Source organism: Streptomyces cyanogenus (assembly GCF_017526105.1).
GTDB lineage: Bacteria > Actinomycetota > Actinomycetes > Streptomycetales > Streptomycetaceae > Streptomyces > Streptomyces cyanogenus.
This window is the reverse complement of sequence record NZ_CP071839.1, coordinates 3,210,813-3,226,181: the sequence shown is the minus strand read 5'-3', so window position 1 is coordinate 3,226,181 and position 15,369 is coordinate 3,210,813. Positions and strand designations below refer to the sequence as shown.

General features: G+C 70.8%; 14 protein-coding genes and 2 tRNA genes. 12 read left to right on the top strand and 4 right to left on the bottom strand.

Features of this window, described 5'->3' with window-relative positions; all coding sequences use genetic code 11:
• Window positions 1-395: 395 nt before the first annotated feature.
• Entirely contained in the window at window positions 396-1,814 is a 1,419-nt protein-coding gene (locus S1361_RS14450) for an amino acid permease (RefSeq protein ID WP_208032254.1), read from the bottom strand.
• A 213-nt stretch (window positions 1,815-2,027) separates the two neighbouring features.
• Between S1361_RS14450 and S1361_RS14445 the strand changes: the two genes are divergently transcribed.
• Both S1361_RS14445 and S1361_RS14440 read left to right on the top strand, forming a co-directional pair.
• Window positions 2,028-2,513 (top strand): ribose-5-phosphate isomerase, encoded by a 486-nt coding sequence (locus S1361_RS14445; protein WP_208032253.1) that lies wholly within the window; start codon window positions 2,028-2,030, stop codon window positions 2,511-2,513.
• A gap of 250 nt (window positions 2,514-2,763) precedes the next feature.
• The gene (locus tag S1361_RS14440) at window positions 2,764-3,573 is read left to right on the top strand and encodes an Fpg/Nei family DNA glycosylase (RefSeq protein ID WP_208032252.1); all 810 of its coding nucleotides are present in this window, start codon (window positions 2,764-2,766) and stop codon (window positions 3,571-3,573) included.
• A gap of 82 nt (window positions 3,574-3,655) precedes the next feature.
• Here the strand turns inward: S1361_RS14440 and S1361_RS14435 are convergent, their stop codons facing one another.
• Window positions 3,656-4,897, bottom strand: a complete 1,242-nt coding sequence (locus tag S1361_RS14435) for a GNAT family N-acetyltransferase (RefSeq protein ID WP_208032251.1) — start codon at window positions 4,895-4,897, stop codon at window positions 3,656-3,658.
• Window positions 4,898-5,067: 170 nt separating this feature from the next.
• Between S1361_RS14435 and S1361_RS14430 the strand changes: the two genes are divergently transcribed.
• Window positions 5,068-6,240: a PP2C family protein-serine/threonine phosphatase gene (locus tag S1361_RS14430; RefSeq protein ID WP_208032250.1), complete on the top strand. Its 1,173-nt coding sequence runs from the start codon at window positions 5,068-5,070 to the stop codon at window positions 6,238-6,240.
• Between the two features lie 176 nt (window positions 6,241-6,416).
• Window positions 6,417-6,857, top strand: a complete 441-nt coding sequence (locus S1361_RS14425) for an HD domain-containing protein (protein WP_208032249.1) — start codon at window positions 6,417-6,419, stop codon at window positions 6,855-6,857.
• 21 nt (window positions 6,858-6,878) lie between these two features.
• Here S1361_RS14425 and S1361_RS14420 read toward each other — a convergent pair whose 3' ends face one another.
• The gene (locus S1361_RS14420; RefSeq protein WP_208032248.1) at window positions 6,879-8,057 is read right to left on the bottom strand and encodes an acyltransferase family protein; all 1,179 of its coding nucleotides are present in this window, start codon (window positions 8,055-8,057) and stop codon (window positions 6,879-6,881) included.
• A gap of 440 nt (window positions 8,058-8,497) precedes the next feature.
• Between S1361_RS14420 and S1361_RS14415 the strand changes: the two genes are divergently transcribed.
• The 4 genes from S1361_RS14415 to S1361_RS14400 all read left to right on the top strand — a co-directional run bounded on the left by S1361_RS14415 (window position 8,498) and on the right by S1361_RS14400 (window position 11,689).
• Window positions 8,498-8,692 (top strand): hypothetical protein, encoded by a 195-nt coding sequence (locus tag S1361_RS14415; protein WP_030648672.1) that lies wholly within the window; start codon window positions 8,498-8,500, stop codon window positions 8,690-8,692.
• A 97-nt stretch (window positions 8,693-8,789) separates the two neighbouring features.
• Window positions 8,790-10,964 carry a protein kinase domain-containing protein gene (locus S1361_RS14410; protein ID WP_208032247.1) on the top strand — a complete coding sequence of 725 codons (2,175 nt, stop codon included), beginning with the start codon at window positions 8,790-8,792 and terminating at the stop codon, window positions 10,962-10,964.
• A 256-nt stretch (window positions 10,965-11,220) separates the two neighbouring features.
• Complete coding sequence (locus tag S1361_RS14405; RefSeq protein ID WP_208032246.1) at window positions 11,221-11,394, top strand: hypothetical protein; 174 nt, start codon at window positions 11,221-11,223, stop codon at window positions 11,392-11,394.
• A gap of 109 nt (window positions 11,395-11,503) precedes the next feature.
• The gene (locus S1361_RS14400) at window positions 11,504-11,689 is read left to right on the top strand and encodes a hypothetical protein (protein ID WP_208032245.1); all 186 of its coding nucleotides are present in this window, start codon (window positions 11,504-11,506) and stop codon (window positions 11,687-11,689) included.
• A gap of 69 nt (window positions 11,690-11,758) precedes the next feature.
• On the opposite strand, the gene S1361_RS14395 is transcribed toward S1361_RS14400, so the two are convergent.
• A tRNA-Gly gene (locus tag S1361_RS14395) sits at window positions 11,759-11,829 on the bottom strand.
• Window positions 11,830-11,990: 161 nt separating this feature from the next.
• Here S1361_RS14395 and S1361_RS14390 point away from each other — a divergent pair.
• The 4 genes from S1361_RS14390 to S1361_RS14375 all read left to right on the top strand — a co-directional run bounded on the left by S1361_RS14390 (window position 11,991) and on the right by S1361_RS14375 (window position 15,304).
• Window positions 11,991-12,067 (top strand) — tRNA-Pro (locus S1361_RS14390).
• Window positions 12,068-12,244: 177 nt separating this feature from the next.
• On the top strand, window positions 12,245-13,615 hold the full coding sequence (tig, locus tag S1361_RS14385) for a trigger factor (RefSeq protein ID WP_208032244.1): 1,371 nt from the start codon (window positions 12,245-12,247) through the stop codon (window positions 13,613-13,615).
• A 350-nt stretch (window positions 13,616-13,965) separates the two neighbouring features.
• Entirely contained in the window at window positions 13,966-14,571 is a 606-nt protein-coding gene (locus S1361_RS14380) for an ATP-dependent Clp protease proteolytic subunit (protein ID WP_208036594.1), read from the top strand.
• Between the two features lie 67 nt (window positions 14,572-14,638).
• Window positions 14,639-15,304 carry an ATP-dependent Clp protease proteolytic subunit gene (locus tag S1361_RS14375; RefSeq protein WP_030648613.1) on the top strand — a complete coding sequence of 222 codons (666 nt, stop codon included), beginning with the start codon at window positions 14,639-14,641 and terminating at the stop codon, window positions 15,302-15,304.
• The last annotated feature ends 65 nt before the right edge of the window (window positions 15,305-15,369 follow it).

The window sequence follows — 15,369 nt, the reverse complement described above, 5'->3', positions numbered from 1 at the left end:
GGAACCGCTCAGGTGGCCGGCCTCTCGACCGGGACGGGGAACTGCTGCGGCGGACCGGCCAGAGCGGCGGAATCGGGGCCCGCCGCCCAGGGCGCGCGACGCCGCGGCCGGGCTCGGTGCGGGCACGTCCGGGACCGGCCGCCCAGAGCGCACGAGGCCGCGCCCACGCTCGGTGTGCATCCTTCCCCACTGCTCACCGCGCAGGAGGGGCCCCTGGCGCGGCGCGGGCCCGCACCGCTCGGCTGCCGCGGCCATCTGCCGTCAGTCAGCGCGCCCCGTCGCCGCGGAGCGTCCGCATCCAGGGAGCGGCGGTGACCCCGGGGCCGGGAACGCAGCAGGGCCGCATGGCCTGACGGTGTGCGTCAGGCCATGCGGCCCTGCCGGTGCGGGTCGGGTCAGCCGACGGACACCTTGTCGGCCGGAGCCTCGGCCGCGGGAGCCGGGCGGCCCGGCCTGATCTGCTCCTTCACCACGGCGATCACCAGCACGATCGCCGCGACCAGCAGCGACAGCAGCACGGTCTCCCGGCCGTCGTGCTCGGTGTCGGTCAGCATGTAGCCGAGGACGAACACGATCAGCGCGGCCGTCGCCCAGGTCAGGTACGGGTACAGCCACATCTTCACGATGAGCTTGTCCGGCGCCTCGCGCTGGATGATCTTCCGCATCCGCAGCTGCGAGAAGCAGATGACCAGCCACACGAACAGGGCCACCGCGCCGGACGAGTTGACCAGGAAGAGGAAGATCTTGTCCGGGGACAGGTAGTTGAAGAAGACGGCGACGAAGCCGAACACGACCGACGCGAGGATCGCCGCCATCGGCACGCCCCGGCTGTTGACCCGCGCGAACGCCTTCGGCGCGTCACCCCGCTCACCGAGCGAGAAGGCCATACGGGAGGCCGTGTACAGGCCGGAGTTCAGACAGGACAGCACCGAGGTCAGCACGATGAAGTTCATGATCTCACCGGCGTGTGCGATGCCCAGCGAGTTCAGGGCGGCGACGTAGGAGCCGTCCTTCGCGATGGACTTGTCGTCCCACGGCAGCAGCGAGACCACGACCAGGATCGAGCCCAGGTAGAAGACGCCGATCCGCCAGATGATGCTGTTGGTCGACTTGGTGACCGCCTTCTGCGGGTCCTCGGACTCGCCGGCCGCCAGGGTGGCGATCTCGCTGCCCATGAAGGAGAAGACGACCAGCAGCACGCCGGTGAGGATCGCACCCGGACCGTGCGGCAGGAAGCCGCCGTGCGAGGTGAGGTTGCCGAAGGATGCCTTCTCGGCGTCCACGCCCGGCAGCACGCCGAACACGGCGAGCAGACCGACGACGATGAACGCGCCGATCGCCACGACCTTGATGCCGGCGAACCAGAACTCGAACTCGCCGTAGGAGCCGACGGAGACGAGGTTGGTCGCGGTCAGCACGACCATCACGATGAGTGCCCAGCCCCACTGCGGGACGGCCGGGACCCAGCCTTCGAGGATCTTCGCGCCGGCGGTCGCCTCGACGGCGAGCACGACGACCCAGAAGAACCAGTAGAGCCAGCCGATGGAGAACCCGGCCCAGCGGCCCAGCGCACGGTCGGCGTGCGCGGAGAAGGAGCCGGAGGTCGGATTGGCCGCGGACATCTCGCCGAGCATGCGCATCACGAGCACGACGAGGGTGCCGACGAGGGCATAGGACAGGAGGATGCCGGGTCCCGCGGTGGCGATACCGGAGCTGGAGCCGACGAAGAGGCCGGCTCCGATGACGCCACCGATAGCGATCATCGTGAGGTGGCGGTTTTTCAGTCCTGCTTGGAGGCCCGAACCAGGGGTCATGGACGGATTTCCTTTGCGCCAGGTGAAGCTGCCCGCACGAGCGGTGTACGAGTCGGTCCAGTGAATCCGAGGTGAACGAATTCGGGAACCTCTGAATCCGGATTGTTACTTGAGGTTTCCTTGAGGATCAATGGCCTGGCTCACAGATTTCCTGTCGGACGCCCGTCGCCACCCGGGGCTGCTGCCCGGAAACGGGCGTGTCACACTCGTTGCATGCGCGTGTATCTCGGCTCCGACCATGCGGGCTACGAACTCAAGAACCACCTCGCCGAGTGGCTGAAGGCCGCCGGCCACGAGCCCGTCGACTGCGGGCCGCACATCTACGACGCCCAGGACGACTACCCGCCCTTCTGCCTCCGCGCCGCGGAGAGGACGGCCGCGGACCCGGACGCCCTCGGCATCGTGATCGGCGGCTCCGGCAACGGTGAGCAGATCGCCGCGAACAAGGTGAAGGGTGTGCGCGCGGCGCTCGCCTGGAGCGAGGAGACGGCGGCGCTCGGGCGCCAGCACAACAACGCCAACGTGGTGGCCGTGGGTGCGCGGATGCACAGCACGGAGGAGGCGACCAAGTTCGTCGAGGTCTTCCTCAACACCCCGTTCTCCGGTGACGAGCGTCACATCCGCCGCATCGACATGCTGGCGTCGTACGAGACCACGGGCGACCTCCCCCCGATCCCGCCCCACCACCCCCAGCAGTGACCTCCGCCGGCCCGACCGCCTGTCGGGCCGGACCGGAGACCCCAGGGCACGCCGCTTCACCCCGACCGGTCCGCCCACCCCGGCCCCACCCGTCCACCTCTCGACCGACCGAGACGGGTGGGCGGGTGGAAAGACGACGGCGCGCCCACCGGAGGCGGGTGGCGGACGCCGCAGCCCGGCCCACTCGTCCACCTCTGGACCGACCGGGACGGGTGGCCGGGCGGGCGAGCAACCGAAAGGACACCCCACCGTGCCGGAAGGGCACACGATCCATCGGCTGGCCCAGGACTACGCCGAGCACTTCCTCGGCACGGCCCCCCACGTCACCAGCCCCCAGGGCAAGTTCTCCGACGCCGCCGCCCTCCTGCACCGTACCGAGCTGACCGCCACCGAAGCCCACGGCAAGCACCTCTTCCTGGGCTTCCGGGACGCCGACTGGATCCACATCCACCTCGGCCTCTTCGGCAAGGTCGGCTTCGGCGACGCCCCGGCACCCCCGCCCACCGACACCGTCCGGCTCCGGCTCGCGACCGACACGTCGTACGTCGACCTGCGCGGCCCCACCACCTGCGCCCTGATCACGGACGCCGAGAAGCAGGCGATCCACGACCGGCTCGGCCCCGACCCGCTCCGCGAGGACGCCGACCCGCGCACGGCGTACCGGAGGATCTCCCGCAGCCGTACGACGATCGCCGCGCTGCTCATGGACCAGAAGACCGTGGCCGGCGTCGGCAACGTCTACCGCGCCGAGGTCCTCTTCCGGCACGGCATCGACCCCTACCGCGCCGGCCGGGACATCACCCCGGCCGAGTGGGACGCCCTCTGGGCCGACCTGGTGGACCTGATGCGGGAGGGCGTGCGGAACAACCGGATCGACACCGTCCGCCCGGAGCACACCCCGGAGGCGATGGGCCGCCCGCCCCGCGTGGACGACCACGGCGGCGAGGTCTACGTCTACCGCCGCGCCACCCTGCCCTGCCACGTCTGCGGCAGCGAGATCCGGACCGCCGGCCTCGCCGCCCGCAACCTCTTCTGGTGCCCCGGCTGCCAGCAGCGCTGACCCGGGGCCCGTCGTTCGGATCACGCCGGGCCCGCGTGGCCCGGCGCCGCGCCCTGATCCGGCCTGATGCAAACGGAAGACCCTAGAAGCCGTGCGGGAACCACGGGGCCACCGGTGAGCCGAAGCCCACCGACGCCTCCGCCAGCGCCCCCGGCCTGAGCTCCCGTACCCGCCCGGCCGCCGCCAGCGACAGCAGACTCACCCCGCCCAGATAGGCCGCACCCAATTCCCGTACGGACAGGGCGAGGTCGGCCGCGTCGGCCGTCCGCTCGCAGGACGCGCCCTTCGCGTCACCCGTCAGCCGCCACCGCCCCGTGTTCCAGGGGCAGAAGGCGTCCTCGATCTCGAACACGACGTCGACGGGCGTGAGATACGTACGGGCCGACAGGGCCGCTCCCACGTCCACGAGCCGGACGTACGCGGCGTCCCGCGGCTGCGGCAGACAGCGGCGCAGGTCGGAGACCAGATGTTGCCAGGCGTCGTCGACCGGCCGGGCCCGCACCTTCAGCGTCGTCATCAGGTCGATGCCGAACAGGAAGCGCCACAGCGCGGCCTCGCTCGCCGGATCGAGCGAGGCCAGGTCCTCCAGGGTCACCGTGCCGTCGTGACCGCTCGGCCCCCAGCCCATCTTGGTGCGGAAGCGCGCGTACCCGGTGACCTCGCCGTTCCGTTCGGCGACCACGCACTGCAGCGCCGACGCCCCCTCCCGCTCGCTCTCCGGGTCGACCAACGCGGCCCGCTCCCAGCCGGGCAGCCGCGCGAGCATGCCGGGGCGGCGCGGTACCAGGGCCGCGTACACCGCCTCGCACTCCGCCAGGACGTCGGCCGGCGGCGCGTAGCGCACGCGCACCTCGTCGGTGCCCTCCGGCAGCGCCAGGGTCACCCGGCTGGTGTCGATCTCGGCGTTGAGCTGGAAGGTCGCCGTGCCGTACCCGAACCGGCCGTAGATCGCGGGTTCGGAGGCGAACAGCGCGGCCAGCGGCTCGCCCTTGGCGTGCGCGTCGTCCAGCAGCCGCCGCATCATCGACGTCAGCACCCCCCGGCGCCGGTGCGTCGCGGCCACGCTGACCATCGTCACGCCGGCCGTGGGCACCAACGCGCCGCCCGGCACGGTCATCCGAAAGCTGAAGGCCCCGGACGTACCGACGAGCGTGTCCCCGTCCCAGACGCCCAGGGAGCGGTCGAACTCGGTGACGGACCGGTCCAGTTCGCGTTCCTCGGCCGAGGCGGGGCCGCCGCCGAAGGCCCGGATCAGGTGGTCCCACCACCGGTCGAACTCCTCAGGGCACAGCGGCTTCAACTCGGTTCCGTGGTCAGTCCCCATGGGCCATGCCTATCAGGGCGAAGCGGGACCAGCCACCGAATTTCTCCCCGCCCGGAGCCCGGAAGACCCCCGACGGGCCCGGCGGAACAACGGAGAAGCGGAATCTCACAGGGGGACAAGTGGGACCTCCCGTGCCAAGCAGCCGGTCGGCTGGATAGGGTCCCGGACTAATGGCAGCAGGACGACAGCGGCGCGCGAAGGCCGAGACGTTCACGGCCCGGTGCAAGAAGCAGTGGCACCGGGTCCGCGTCGGCCTGCGCAGAAGCGCCGTGGACTACTTCCGCGGCGACGGCTCGGACTGGATCGCCTTCGCCGGACTGCTGCTCACCGTGCCCGTCCTCGCGGCCATGACCCTGCTGGACTCGGTGTGGTGCTCCCCGGCCACCCTGGTCCTGCCGATCGTCGCCGGCGGCCTGCTGCTGCGCCCGGCGAGCCTGCTCGGCCTGTACGCGGCGGCGGCCACCGCGCTGATCGTGGAGTCGGTACGGCTCGGCCCGTACACCGAGGGCCCCTCCCGGGTCACTCCGGGCATCGTCCTGGTGGTCGCCGCGTGCGGCTTCTTCGGGCTGCTGACCGCGCAGTTCCGCAGCCGGGTCGGGGTGCCCTGGCGGCGCGGCGGCACCATGCTGTTCGACCTGCGCGAGCGGATCCGGGTGCAGAGCAAGCTGCCGAAGCTGCCGCAGGGCTGGCACCACGAGATGGCGCTGCGTCCGGCGGGCGGCCAGTCGTTCTCGGGTGACTTCGTGGTCGCGGCCCGTACGAACGGCGGCCGCACCCTGGAGGTCGTCCTCACGGACGTGTCCGGCAAGGGCATGGACGCGGGTTCGCGGGCCCTGCTGCTCTCGGGCGCGTTCGGTGGCCTGCTGGGCTCCCTGCCCCCGCACGCCTTCCTGCCCGCCGCGAACGGCTACCTCCTCCGCCAGGACTGGGACGAGGGCTTCGCCACCTCCATCCACCTGGTCCTGGACCTCGACTCCGGCGACTACGAGCTGTACTCCGCCGGCCATCCACCGGGGCTCCAGCTGAGCGCGGGCAGCGGACGCTGGGAGGAGAAGGCCGCCGAGGGCCCCCTGCTCGGGGTGTACGACGGCGCCCAGTTCGACCCCGTCAAGGGCTCCCTGCGCCCCGGCGACGTCCTGATGCTCTTCACGGACGGCCTGGTGGAGACCTCCGACCGGGACATCGTCGAGGGCATCGACCGCCTCACCGGCGAGGCCGACCGCTACGTCTCCGGCGGCTTCCACGGCGCGGCCTGGCACCTCATCGAGGCAGTGGCCAAGGACGTCAACGACGACCGGGCCCTCCTGCTGATCTGCCGCGAACCCCCCTCGACCCCCCGCTGACGCGGGGCGGACTCGCCGTCGATGGCCGAGGCACACCCGCGCTCGGTGACGGAGCCCGCTCCTCCCACCCGCCCACGTACGACCCGGCCCCGCGCCCGCCGCCGAAGCCCCTGGCCACCCACACCCGCGAGCCGCCGACGGCGCGCCCTTCGCACCCTCCAAGGGACACTGCCCTCATGACCCCTCTCACACTCGCCGAGGTAGAGGCCATCGCCCGCGCCGCCCACGAGGGCCAGACCGACAAGGCGGGGCGGCCGTACACCGAGCACCTCGCCGCGGTCGCGGAAGGCGTCCGCACCCGCGGCGGCGACGCGGAGCAGATCGCGGCGGCCTGGCTGCACGACTCCGTCGAGGACGACGCCCTCACCCGCGACTGGCTGGCCACCGCCGCGCTGAGCCCCCGCACCAAGGCCATCGTGGACGCCCTCACCAAGCGCCCCGGCGAGGAACCGGAGGCGTACGCGCGCCGGATCCTCGCCACCCGGGGCGCCCCGCTGGTGAAGGAGGCCGACCTGGCGCACAACGCCGACCCGAGGCGCCTCGCCGTGCTGGACGAGCCGACCCGGAAACGACTGACCGAGAAGTACGCCCGCATGCGCGCACTTCTCGGTCTGTGAACGGTGACCTGGACGAACCCGCTAGACCCCGGCCGTCTCCCGCGGCTTCTGCCGCTCGCGGGCCAGCGCGGCCGCGTCCTGCCGGAACGCCCACTCCATCCTCGGCTCCATCGCGAACCGGAAGACGCGCCGCACCGGCCCGGTGCACAGCACCGTCACCGCTGCCGCCGCCAGCACGGTCACCAGGATCTCGCCGAGCGGCCGGTGCAGCCACGCGTGCTCGAACCAGCCGCGGTAGTCACCGAACTTCACCAGGAAGCCGTGCAGCAGATAGCCGTAGAGCGTGCCCGCGCCGAGCGCCGTGAACCACATCCGCCGGCGCGGCACCCAGGCGAAGAAGCACGCCGTCAGCGCCAGCGAGCAGCCCATCAGGGCGAGCGTCATCACCGGACCGCACCACCACGGCGCGCCCAGCTCCTGCGCCGAGTCCCGGTGGTAGAACCACCCGGTGGCCATGCGCGGCACCGCCCACCAGCCGACGGCCAGCGCCACCGCGAACACCGGCACCGACACGATCCGCACCCAGCGCCGGCGCACCAGGTGGAAGTGCTCCGGCTTCATGCACAGGCCGAGCACGAAGTACGGCAGGAACTGCAGGACCCGCTGCAGATCGAGGTCGTCACCGATGTTCGGGCTGACGGTCGCCAGCATGGCGATGCCCAGGGCCACCGGCAGCGGCCAGCGCACCAGCTTCCAGACGGGCGTGGTCAGCCGCCAGACGAACAGGGCGGCCAGGAACCAGGTGAGGTACCAGGGGTCGAGGAGGCTGATCTCCTCGTGCGCGCCGGTGACGGCGTTCTTGAAGAGCGGGTACGCCGTCTCGAACAGGACGTACGGCACGACGACGCCGGTGATCAGCCGCTTCAGCCGGTCCGGCCGCATGTCGAAGCTGCGCGAGAAGAAGCCGGAGATGATGATGAACGCCGGCATGTGGAACGCGTACACGACGGTGTACACGCCCTCCAGGATGCGGCTGTCGCCCTTCAGCGGCTCCCACGAGTGCCCCATCGCCACCAGCACGATGGCCAGGTACTTGGCGTTGTCGAAGAACGAGTCGCGCTGTTTGCCGGGTCTGTCCGCCTTCGGCTGCGTTTCCGGCGCACTCGTCGGGGTCCGCGGAGCGGGCACCCCGTCCGCCGGCTGCTGTGCCGGGGGGAGTGGTCTGCGGTTCTGGCCGGGGGACGAGGCGGCGTCAAACATCTCAGGCACCCTAGCGTCGTCTGCGGGATTTCGTAAAACTCCCGCAGTCATTCCTGGTTATCACCTCCGGGTACCCGCTCATTTCCCGAACGTGCCTATCTCGTTCCCATGATGACGGGCACACACGGGTCGTCAGTTCACCCCTGATGTCCCGATTCATCCTGACTAATTGGGGCATACCTCGTCTCTGTATCATCAATTCGAATTACCTGCGCGCATCATGTGTGGGCACGGAAACGAAGTCACGGAATTTCCAGGCCAGTCCGGCGCGCCGCTCCGCTCGAATTACCGGACGGCGCATCGCCCGCGCCGGTCCCGCCCCCGACGTCGTGTCATGGGCCGCATAGGGCGGGCCGGTTGGTGGCACGATGGTTCTGGCGGGGGTGCAGGCCGTACCTCCGGGCCGGGAGAGCGGACCGACCGAGGGTGTGTGATCAGTTGTGGCCATTTCACTGTCCGTGGTGCTGCTGTTGGCGATCATCCTGGTGGTGTTGATCCGAGGGGGGAACATCAAGGCCGGCCCCGCCATCGTCGCGATCCTCTTCGGCTTCTTCCTGGCCTCGACCGGCATGGCACCATCGATCAATCGCTTCCTGAACTCGATAGCGGAGTCCATCAACTCGATCAGGTTCTGACCGGGAGGGGAGCCGGTGCGGGACCGGCGGTGCGCCGGTGCCGAGCCGGCGGGCCCGAGCGGGCCGCACAACTGCAACAACGGGGGTACGGACGGGAATGGCGCTGCGCGACTCGGACCCGGCGGAGGTCGGCGGCTACCGGATCGAGGACCGCCTCGGCAGCGGCGGCATGGGCGTGGTCTACCTCGCCCGCTCCGCCTCCGGGCGCCGGCTCGCCGTCAAGGTGGTCCACGGCCAGTACGCCGACGACGACGAGTTCCGCACCCGGTTCCGCCGCGAGGTGGCCGCCGCCCGCCAGGTCAGCGGCGCCTTCACGGCCCCCGTGGTGGACGCGGACGCCGACGGGCCGAGCCCCTGGATGGCGACCCTCTACATCCCCGGCGAGGACCTCGGCACCTACGTCCGCCGGCACGGCCCGCTCCCGCCCGGCCGGCTGCGCGACCTGGCCGCCGGCCTCGCCGAGGCGCTGCGCGACATCCACCGCGCCGGCGTCGTCCACCGGGACCTCAAACCGGCCAACGTCATGCTCGCCGACGACGGCCCCCGGGTCATCGACTTCGGCATCTCGCGCGCCGCCGAGGCCGCCGGCATGGACGCCCTCACCCAGACCGGCCGCGTGATGGGCACCCCGCCCTTCATGTCCCCCGAGCAGTTCACCTCCCCGCACGAGGTGGGCCCGGCCACCGACATCTTCTCCCTCGGTGCCGTCCTCGTGTACGCCGCCACCCGCCGCGGCCCCTTCGACAGCCCGAACCCCTGGGAGACCGCGACCCGTGTCGTCGAGGGCGCCCCCGAGCTGGCCGGCGTCCCCGACGACCTGCTCCCCTTCGTCCGCCTCTGCCTGGAGAAGCACCCCAAGTCCCGCCCCGGCCCCGACGAGCTGCTGCACCTGCTCCGCGAGGGCCGGCTGCCCCACCCGCGCCCCGAGCCCGCGCCGCCGGAAACCGAGCCCGCGCCGCCGGAGACCGAGCCCGCGCCGCGCCGGCGCCGCTGGTGGCCCGCCGCCGTGGCCGCCACCGCCGTCCTGGCCGCCGTGGCCGCCACCACCACCGTCCTGGCCCGCGCCGGCGGCAGCGAGCCGCACCGCCTGCCGGCCGGCTGGCACGCCTGGCACCGGCGGGCCGTGGACCCCACGGCCGAGAACCCGAACACGGCGGGCCCGAGCGGACCCTTCAGCCGCTGCGTCCTCGCGGACAAGGCGCTGCTGTGCGCCGGCGACGGCATCATGGCCGCCCGGTTCTCCCTCGCCGACGGCCGCAACGTCTGGACCAGGCCGATGGACCCCACGCCCGCCGAGTCCACCACCAGCGGCGGCGGCACGATCATCGGCACCCGCCCCGGCGCCGTCTACGTCTACGGCGCCGACGACCACGACATCAAGACCGGCGGCGAGGACGCGGAGAGCCGGACCACGCACACCGTGCAGGCCCTGGACCCGGACACCGGTAAGCAGCTGTGGCGGACGGTCGTCTCCACCGTCACGGACGGCGTCGGGCCCGAGACCGTCGGCGCCGTCGCCACCCCGGCCGGGGTGGTCACCGCCATCGGCGACGGCTCCGACTCCTACGCCCTCCTCGACGCCGCGAACGGCAAGGTCCGCTGGCGCCACCGGCTGCCCGAGAGCATCGGCGACACCAGCGGCGACTGCCTGCTGAGCGGCGCCGGCGGACAGCCGTACCTGACCTGCCGGCACATGGACGAGGACACCGACCGGACGCGCACCACGTTCACCCGGCTCGACCCGGCCACCGGTCACGGCCGCTGGACGGTCACCGTCAAGGGCGCGCAGTACCTGTTCGGCCAGGTCCGCGGCCACCTCGTGCTGGGCGCCGACCCGCTCATGGACAAGCTGACCGGCTTCACCCTGGTCGACGCCTCCTCGCACGTCCTGACGACCGTACGGCTGTCCACCCCGCGCAACGCGTCCGGCGCCCACCTCGTCCGCGGCACCGTCTACCTCACCCTCACCAGCGGCAGCGTCCGCGCGATCGACCCGCTGACCGGCCGGGAGCTGTGGCAGAGCAACTCCACCGTCGAGCAGCCCGGCCCGCCCACCGCCTCCGCCGGCCGGCTCTACCTGGCCTCGCCCACCGGCCGGCTGGCCGCCCTCGACCTGCGCACCGGCAAGGTCACCGGCGCGCTCCCCGGCCGCGACGACGGCGACAACAGCGGCTCCGGCCTCACGGCATCGGCCCCCGTCCTGTCCGGCGACGCCCTCTACGTGCCCTACGGCATGCGCGCGGTCTACAGCGCCGACGTCCACGGCCTGTGACCCCGCCGACGCGGAGGGCACGGTGCTTCGCTGTCAGACGTCGTGTCTATGAGCCGTCTCCGTCGGCCGGCCACCCCGTCACGGCACCACTTCAGGGATCGATTCCGAGACCGCGGGCGAGTCCGGCTGCCGCCACGGGCAAAGCGGTCACAAAATCTGCATGAACGGGCGCAAACGGGCACGAAACGGATTAAAATGAGCATTGTGCAGCCAAGGGATGCATGACCGGGACAGTCCCGACGCCAGGAGAATCTCAATGACCTACGGAACGATGGCCGCTCCCGAGGCCAACCCGCGCGCCAACGCCGCTTTGGCTGCCGACTGCGAGGTGTGCAACGGCTGGGGAACCCTGATCACTTCCCAGGGGCGGCACGAACTGTGCCAGGCCTGCCAGTCCCCCACCGAACGCGAGTGTCACGACAGCAGCTGATTGCAGGGGGTGTTAAGTCCATGCCTGCGTTCTGATCAAGACCGGCGCTGACGGCCGCGTCTTCATCGAGGAGAAGGGCGCCACACCCCGCCGGAATCTTCAACGGGCTGTGGCACTAGGCCTGCGCGAGCTGATGACCCGGCTCGGCCACGGCTCGACCCGCGCGGCGCTGCTGTGTCGGCACACCTCGGATCGCCGTGAGCGGGAGATCGCCGACGGGATGGACGCGGTGATCGTGAACGCTCTGAAGCGGCGTCGCCGGCCGAAGGGGCACGCGGGGGACAGGGGCGGCTGAGTGGTCCCCGGAACGACCGAAGGCCCAGGCAGAGGAAACCAACCTCTCACCTGGGCCTTCGGCACACAGAGCGGGCGACGGGAATCGAACCCGCGTAGCTAGTTTGGAAGACTAGGGCTCTACCATTGAGCTACGCCCGCAACACTGCGCCGCAGGTCGGTGACCGCGGCACTGAAGGCATCGTAGCGGGTCGCCCGCCGCCGAGGCCAACGAGTTGGGCCGCGCCGGCACCACGCGTCCCGCCTCGGAGAATGCGGCCGACGGATCCGGTCCGGGCATGTACCCTACGTGTCGCACCAGACGGGGTGTGGCGCAGCTTGGTAGCGCGTCCGCTTTGGGAGCGGAAGGCCGTGGGTTCAAATCCCGCCACCCCGACCACCGGCTCATGACGTCGCGGTGATCGCCTTTTGGGGCGCTGACCGGCTGCGGTTACTATGCAAACTGCGCGCCCGTGTGTCCCGGCCCTCACGGCCCGAACTCCTCCGGGCGGCGAAATCCGCCGGGCCCGTCAGGCTCCGGCAGAACCCGAGAAGTCAGCCACAAGGAGACCGAACCGTGAAGAGCGCCGTGGAGACCCTGAACCCGACCCGGGTTCGGCTCACTGTCGAGGTGCCCTTCGAGGAGCTCAAGGACAGCCTCGACGCGGCGTACAAGAAGATCAACCAGCAGGTCACGGTGAAGGGCTTCCGCAAGGGCAAGATCCCGGCCCGCGTGATCGACCAGCGGTTCGGCCGCGGTGCGGTGCTGGAGGAGGCCGTCAACGACGCGCTGCCCAAGTTCTACACCGAGGCGGTCAACGAGGCGGAGCTGAGCCCGCTGGGCCAGCCCGACGTCGACATCACCGAGCTGAAGGACGGCGAGACGCTGAACTTCACCGCCGAGGTCGACGTCCGCCCGGCCCTCGAGATCCCGGACTACTCCGGCATCGAGGTCGAGGTCGACGCCGTCGAGGTCACCGACGAGGACGTGGAGAAGTCGGTCGAGCAGCTGCGCGAGCGCTTCGCCTCCACCTCCCCGGTCGAGCGTGCCGCCGAGGACGGTGACGTCGTCACCATCGACCTGCAGGCCAAGGTCGACGGCGAGGTGCTGGAGGACGGCATCGCCAACGGTGTCTCGTACACCATCGGCTCCGGTGAGCTGCTGGACGGCATCGACGACGCCGTGAAGGGCCTGTCCGCCGGCGAGGAGGCCACCTTCACCTCCGAGCTGAAGGGTGGCTCCGCCGCGGGCAAGGAGGCCGAGGTCACCGTCAAGGTCACCCAGGTCGCCGCCCGCGAACTGCCCGAGCTGGACGACGAGTTCGCGCAGCTCGCCTCCGAGTTCGACACCCTCGAGGAGCTCAAGGCCGACAGCCGCAAGCGCCTCGCGAACATGAAGCAGTTCGACCAGGCCACCCAGGCCCAGGAGCGCGTCCTGGAGAAGCTGCTCGAACTGGTCGAGGTCCCGGTCCCCGAGAAGCTGCTCGAGGACGAGATCAACACCCGCAAGCACAACCTGGAGCACCACCAGCTCGGCCAGATGGGCCTCACCCTCGACAAGTACCTGGAGATCCAGGGCAAGACCGCCGAGGAGTTCGAGACCGAGACCCGCGAGGCCGCGGTCAAGGGCATCAAGACCCAGTTCGTCCTCGACGAGCTGGTCAAGAAGGAGAACCTCAACGTCAACCAGGAGGAGCTCACCGAGCACCTCATGCGGCGTGCGGCCTCCTCCGGCATGTCCCCCGACCAGTTCGCCCAGGCCGTCGTCGAGGGTGGCCAGGTGCCGCTCCTGGTCGGCGAGGTCGCCCGTGGCAAGGCCCTGGCCGTCGTGGTCGAGGCCGCCACGGTGAAGGACACCAACGGCGAGGTCGTCAACCTGGACGACGAGGAGGAGGAGACCGAGGCCGCCGAGGCGTCGGAGACCTCCGAGGAGAGCACCGAGGGCTGAGCGAGCCCTACGGCGCCTGTGAGGCACGTACAACGGGCCCTGGGGACTGTCCCCGGGGCCCGTTCGCCGTTCCGGGGCGCGTGCCGGCCGAAGGGGCGCGGGACCGTACCGGTGTGCGACTCCGCCGCGTGCGCACGCCCCCCACCGACCCGCAGCACGGCGACAACCGCACCACCCGCCACGAAACCTCGCCCGGCTCCCCGGCGGAGCGCTACGCCCCCGGCGAACACCACCATTCCCGGGATTCCCCGAAGGGACCCTCGCGTTAGGGTCCATGAAAGGCAGAACAAGCAGAACTGAGACGGCCCGGCGCCGTCGTAAGACGAGCAGGTGGATACGTGACGAATCTGATGCCCTCCGCCGCCGGCGAGCCTTCCATCGGTGGTGGCCTCGGCGACCAGGTCTACAACCGGCTGCTCAACGAGCGGATCATCTTCCTCGGCCAGCAGGTTGACGACGACATCGCCAACAAGATCACCGCGCAGATGCTGCTCCTCGCCGCCGATCCGAACAAGGACATCTACCTCTACATCAACAGCCCGGGCGGTTCGGTGACGGCCGGCATGGCGATCTACGACACCATGCAGTACATCCCGAACGACGTGGTCACCATCGCCATGGGCATGGCCGCCTCGATGGGCCAGTTCCTGCTCACCGGCGGCACCGCCGGCAAGCGCTTCGCGCTGCCCCACGCCGACATCATGATGCACCAGGGCTCCGCGGGCCTCGGCGGCACGGTCTCGGACATCAAGATCCAGGCCGAGTACCTGATGCGGACCAAGAAGCGCATGTCGGAGCTGACCGCGCGGCACTCCGGCCAGACGGTCGAGACCATCATCCGCGACGGCGACCGCGACCGCTGGTTCACCCCGGAAGAGGCCAAGGAGTACGGTCTCATTGACGAGATCATCACGCACGCCTCGGGTGTTCCGGGAGGCGGCGGCACCGGTGCCTGACCGGCCCGGCCACGCCACGCACCGCCGAGACACCAGCCCCCCGAACGCCACCAGGACGGTGAACCCCATGAGCAACTTCCCCGGCGCCGCCAGCGGCATGTACGAAGGGCCCCGCCCCGACAGCCGCTACGTCATCCCGCGCTTCGTCGAGCGCACCTCCCAGGGCATCCGCGAGTACGACCCGTACGCGAAGCTCTTCGAGGAGCGCGTGATCTTCCTGGGCGTCCAGATCGACGACGCCTCCGCCAACGACGTCATGGCGCAGCTGCTGTGCCTGGAGTCGATGGACCCCGACCGGGACATCTCGATCTACATCAACAGCCCCGGTGGCGACATGACCGCCCTCACGGCGATCTACGACACGATGCAGTTCGTGAAGCCCGACATCCAGACGGTCTGCATGGGCCAGGCGGCCTCCGCCGCGGCCATCCTGCTGGCCGCCGGTACGCCCGGCAAGCGCATGGCGCTGCCGAACTCCCGCGTGCTGATCCACCAGCCGGCCGGCTCCACCGGCCGCGGCCAGCTCTCCGACCTGGAGATCATCGCCAACGAGTTCACCCGGATGCGCGAGCAGCTGGAGAACATGCTGGCCAAGCACTCGAACCGGCCGATCGAGCAGGTCCGCGAGGACATCGAGCGCGACAAGATCCTCACGGCCGAGGAGGCGCTGGAGTACGGCCTCGTCGACCAGATCATCTCCACCCGCAAGCTGAACAACAGCGCGGTCCGCTGACAGCGGAACCACGCACGTCCGGCCCCTCTTGGCACGGTGCACGCCGAAGTGAACCCTGCCAAGGG

Bases quoted from the DNA above. Each gene is read 5' to 3' on its own strand.
- S1361_RS14450 (WP_208032254.1), bottom strand. From the start codon at position 1,814: ATGACCCCTGGTTCGGGCCTCCAAGCAGGACTGAAAAACCGCCACCTC.
- S1361_RS14445 (WP_208032253.1), top strand. From the start codon at position 2,028: ATGCGCGTGTATCTCGGCTCCGACCATGCGGGCTACGAACTCAAGAAC.
- S1361_RS14405 (WP_208032246.1), top strand. From the start codon at position 11,221: ATGACCTACGGAACGATGGCCGCTCCCGAGGCCAACCCGCGCGCCAAC.
- S1361_RS14410 (WP_208032247.1), top strand. From the start codon at position 8,790: ATGGCGCTGCGCGACTCGGACCCGGCGGAGGTCGGCGGCTACCGGATC.
- S1361_RS14420 (WP_208032248.1), bottom strand. From the start codon at position 8,057: ATGTTTGACGCCGCCTCGTCCCCCGGCCAGAACCGCAGACCACTCCCC.
- S1361_RS14380 (WP_208036594.1), top strand. From the start codon at position 13,966: ATGCCCTCCGCCGCCGGCGAGCCTTCCATCGGTGGTGGCCTCGGCGAC.
- S1361_RS14425 (WP_208032249.1), top strand. From the start codon at position 6,417: ATGACCCCTCTCACACTCGCCGAGGTAGAGGCCATCGCCCGCGCCGCC.
- S1361_RS14430 (WP_208032250.1), top strand. From the start codon at position 5,068: ATGGCAGCAGGACGACAGCGGCGCGCGAAGGCCGAGACGTTCACGGCC.
- S1361_RS14375 (WP_030648613.1), top strand. From the start codon at position 14,639: ATGAGCAACTTCCCCGGCGCCGCCAGCGGCATGTACGAAGGGCCCCGC.
- S1361_RS14435 (WP_208032251.1), bottom strand. From the start codon at position 4,897: ATGGGGACTGACCACGGAACCGAGTTGAAGCCGCTGTGCCCTGAGGAG.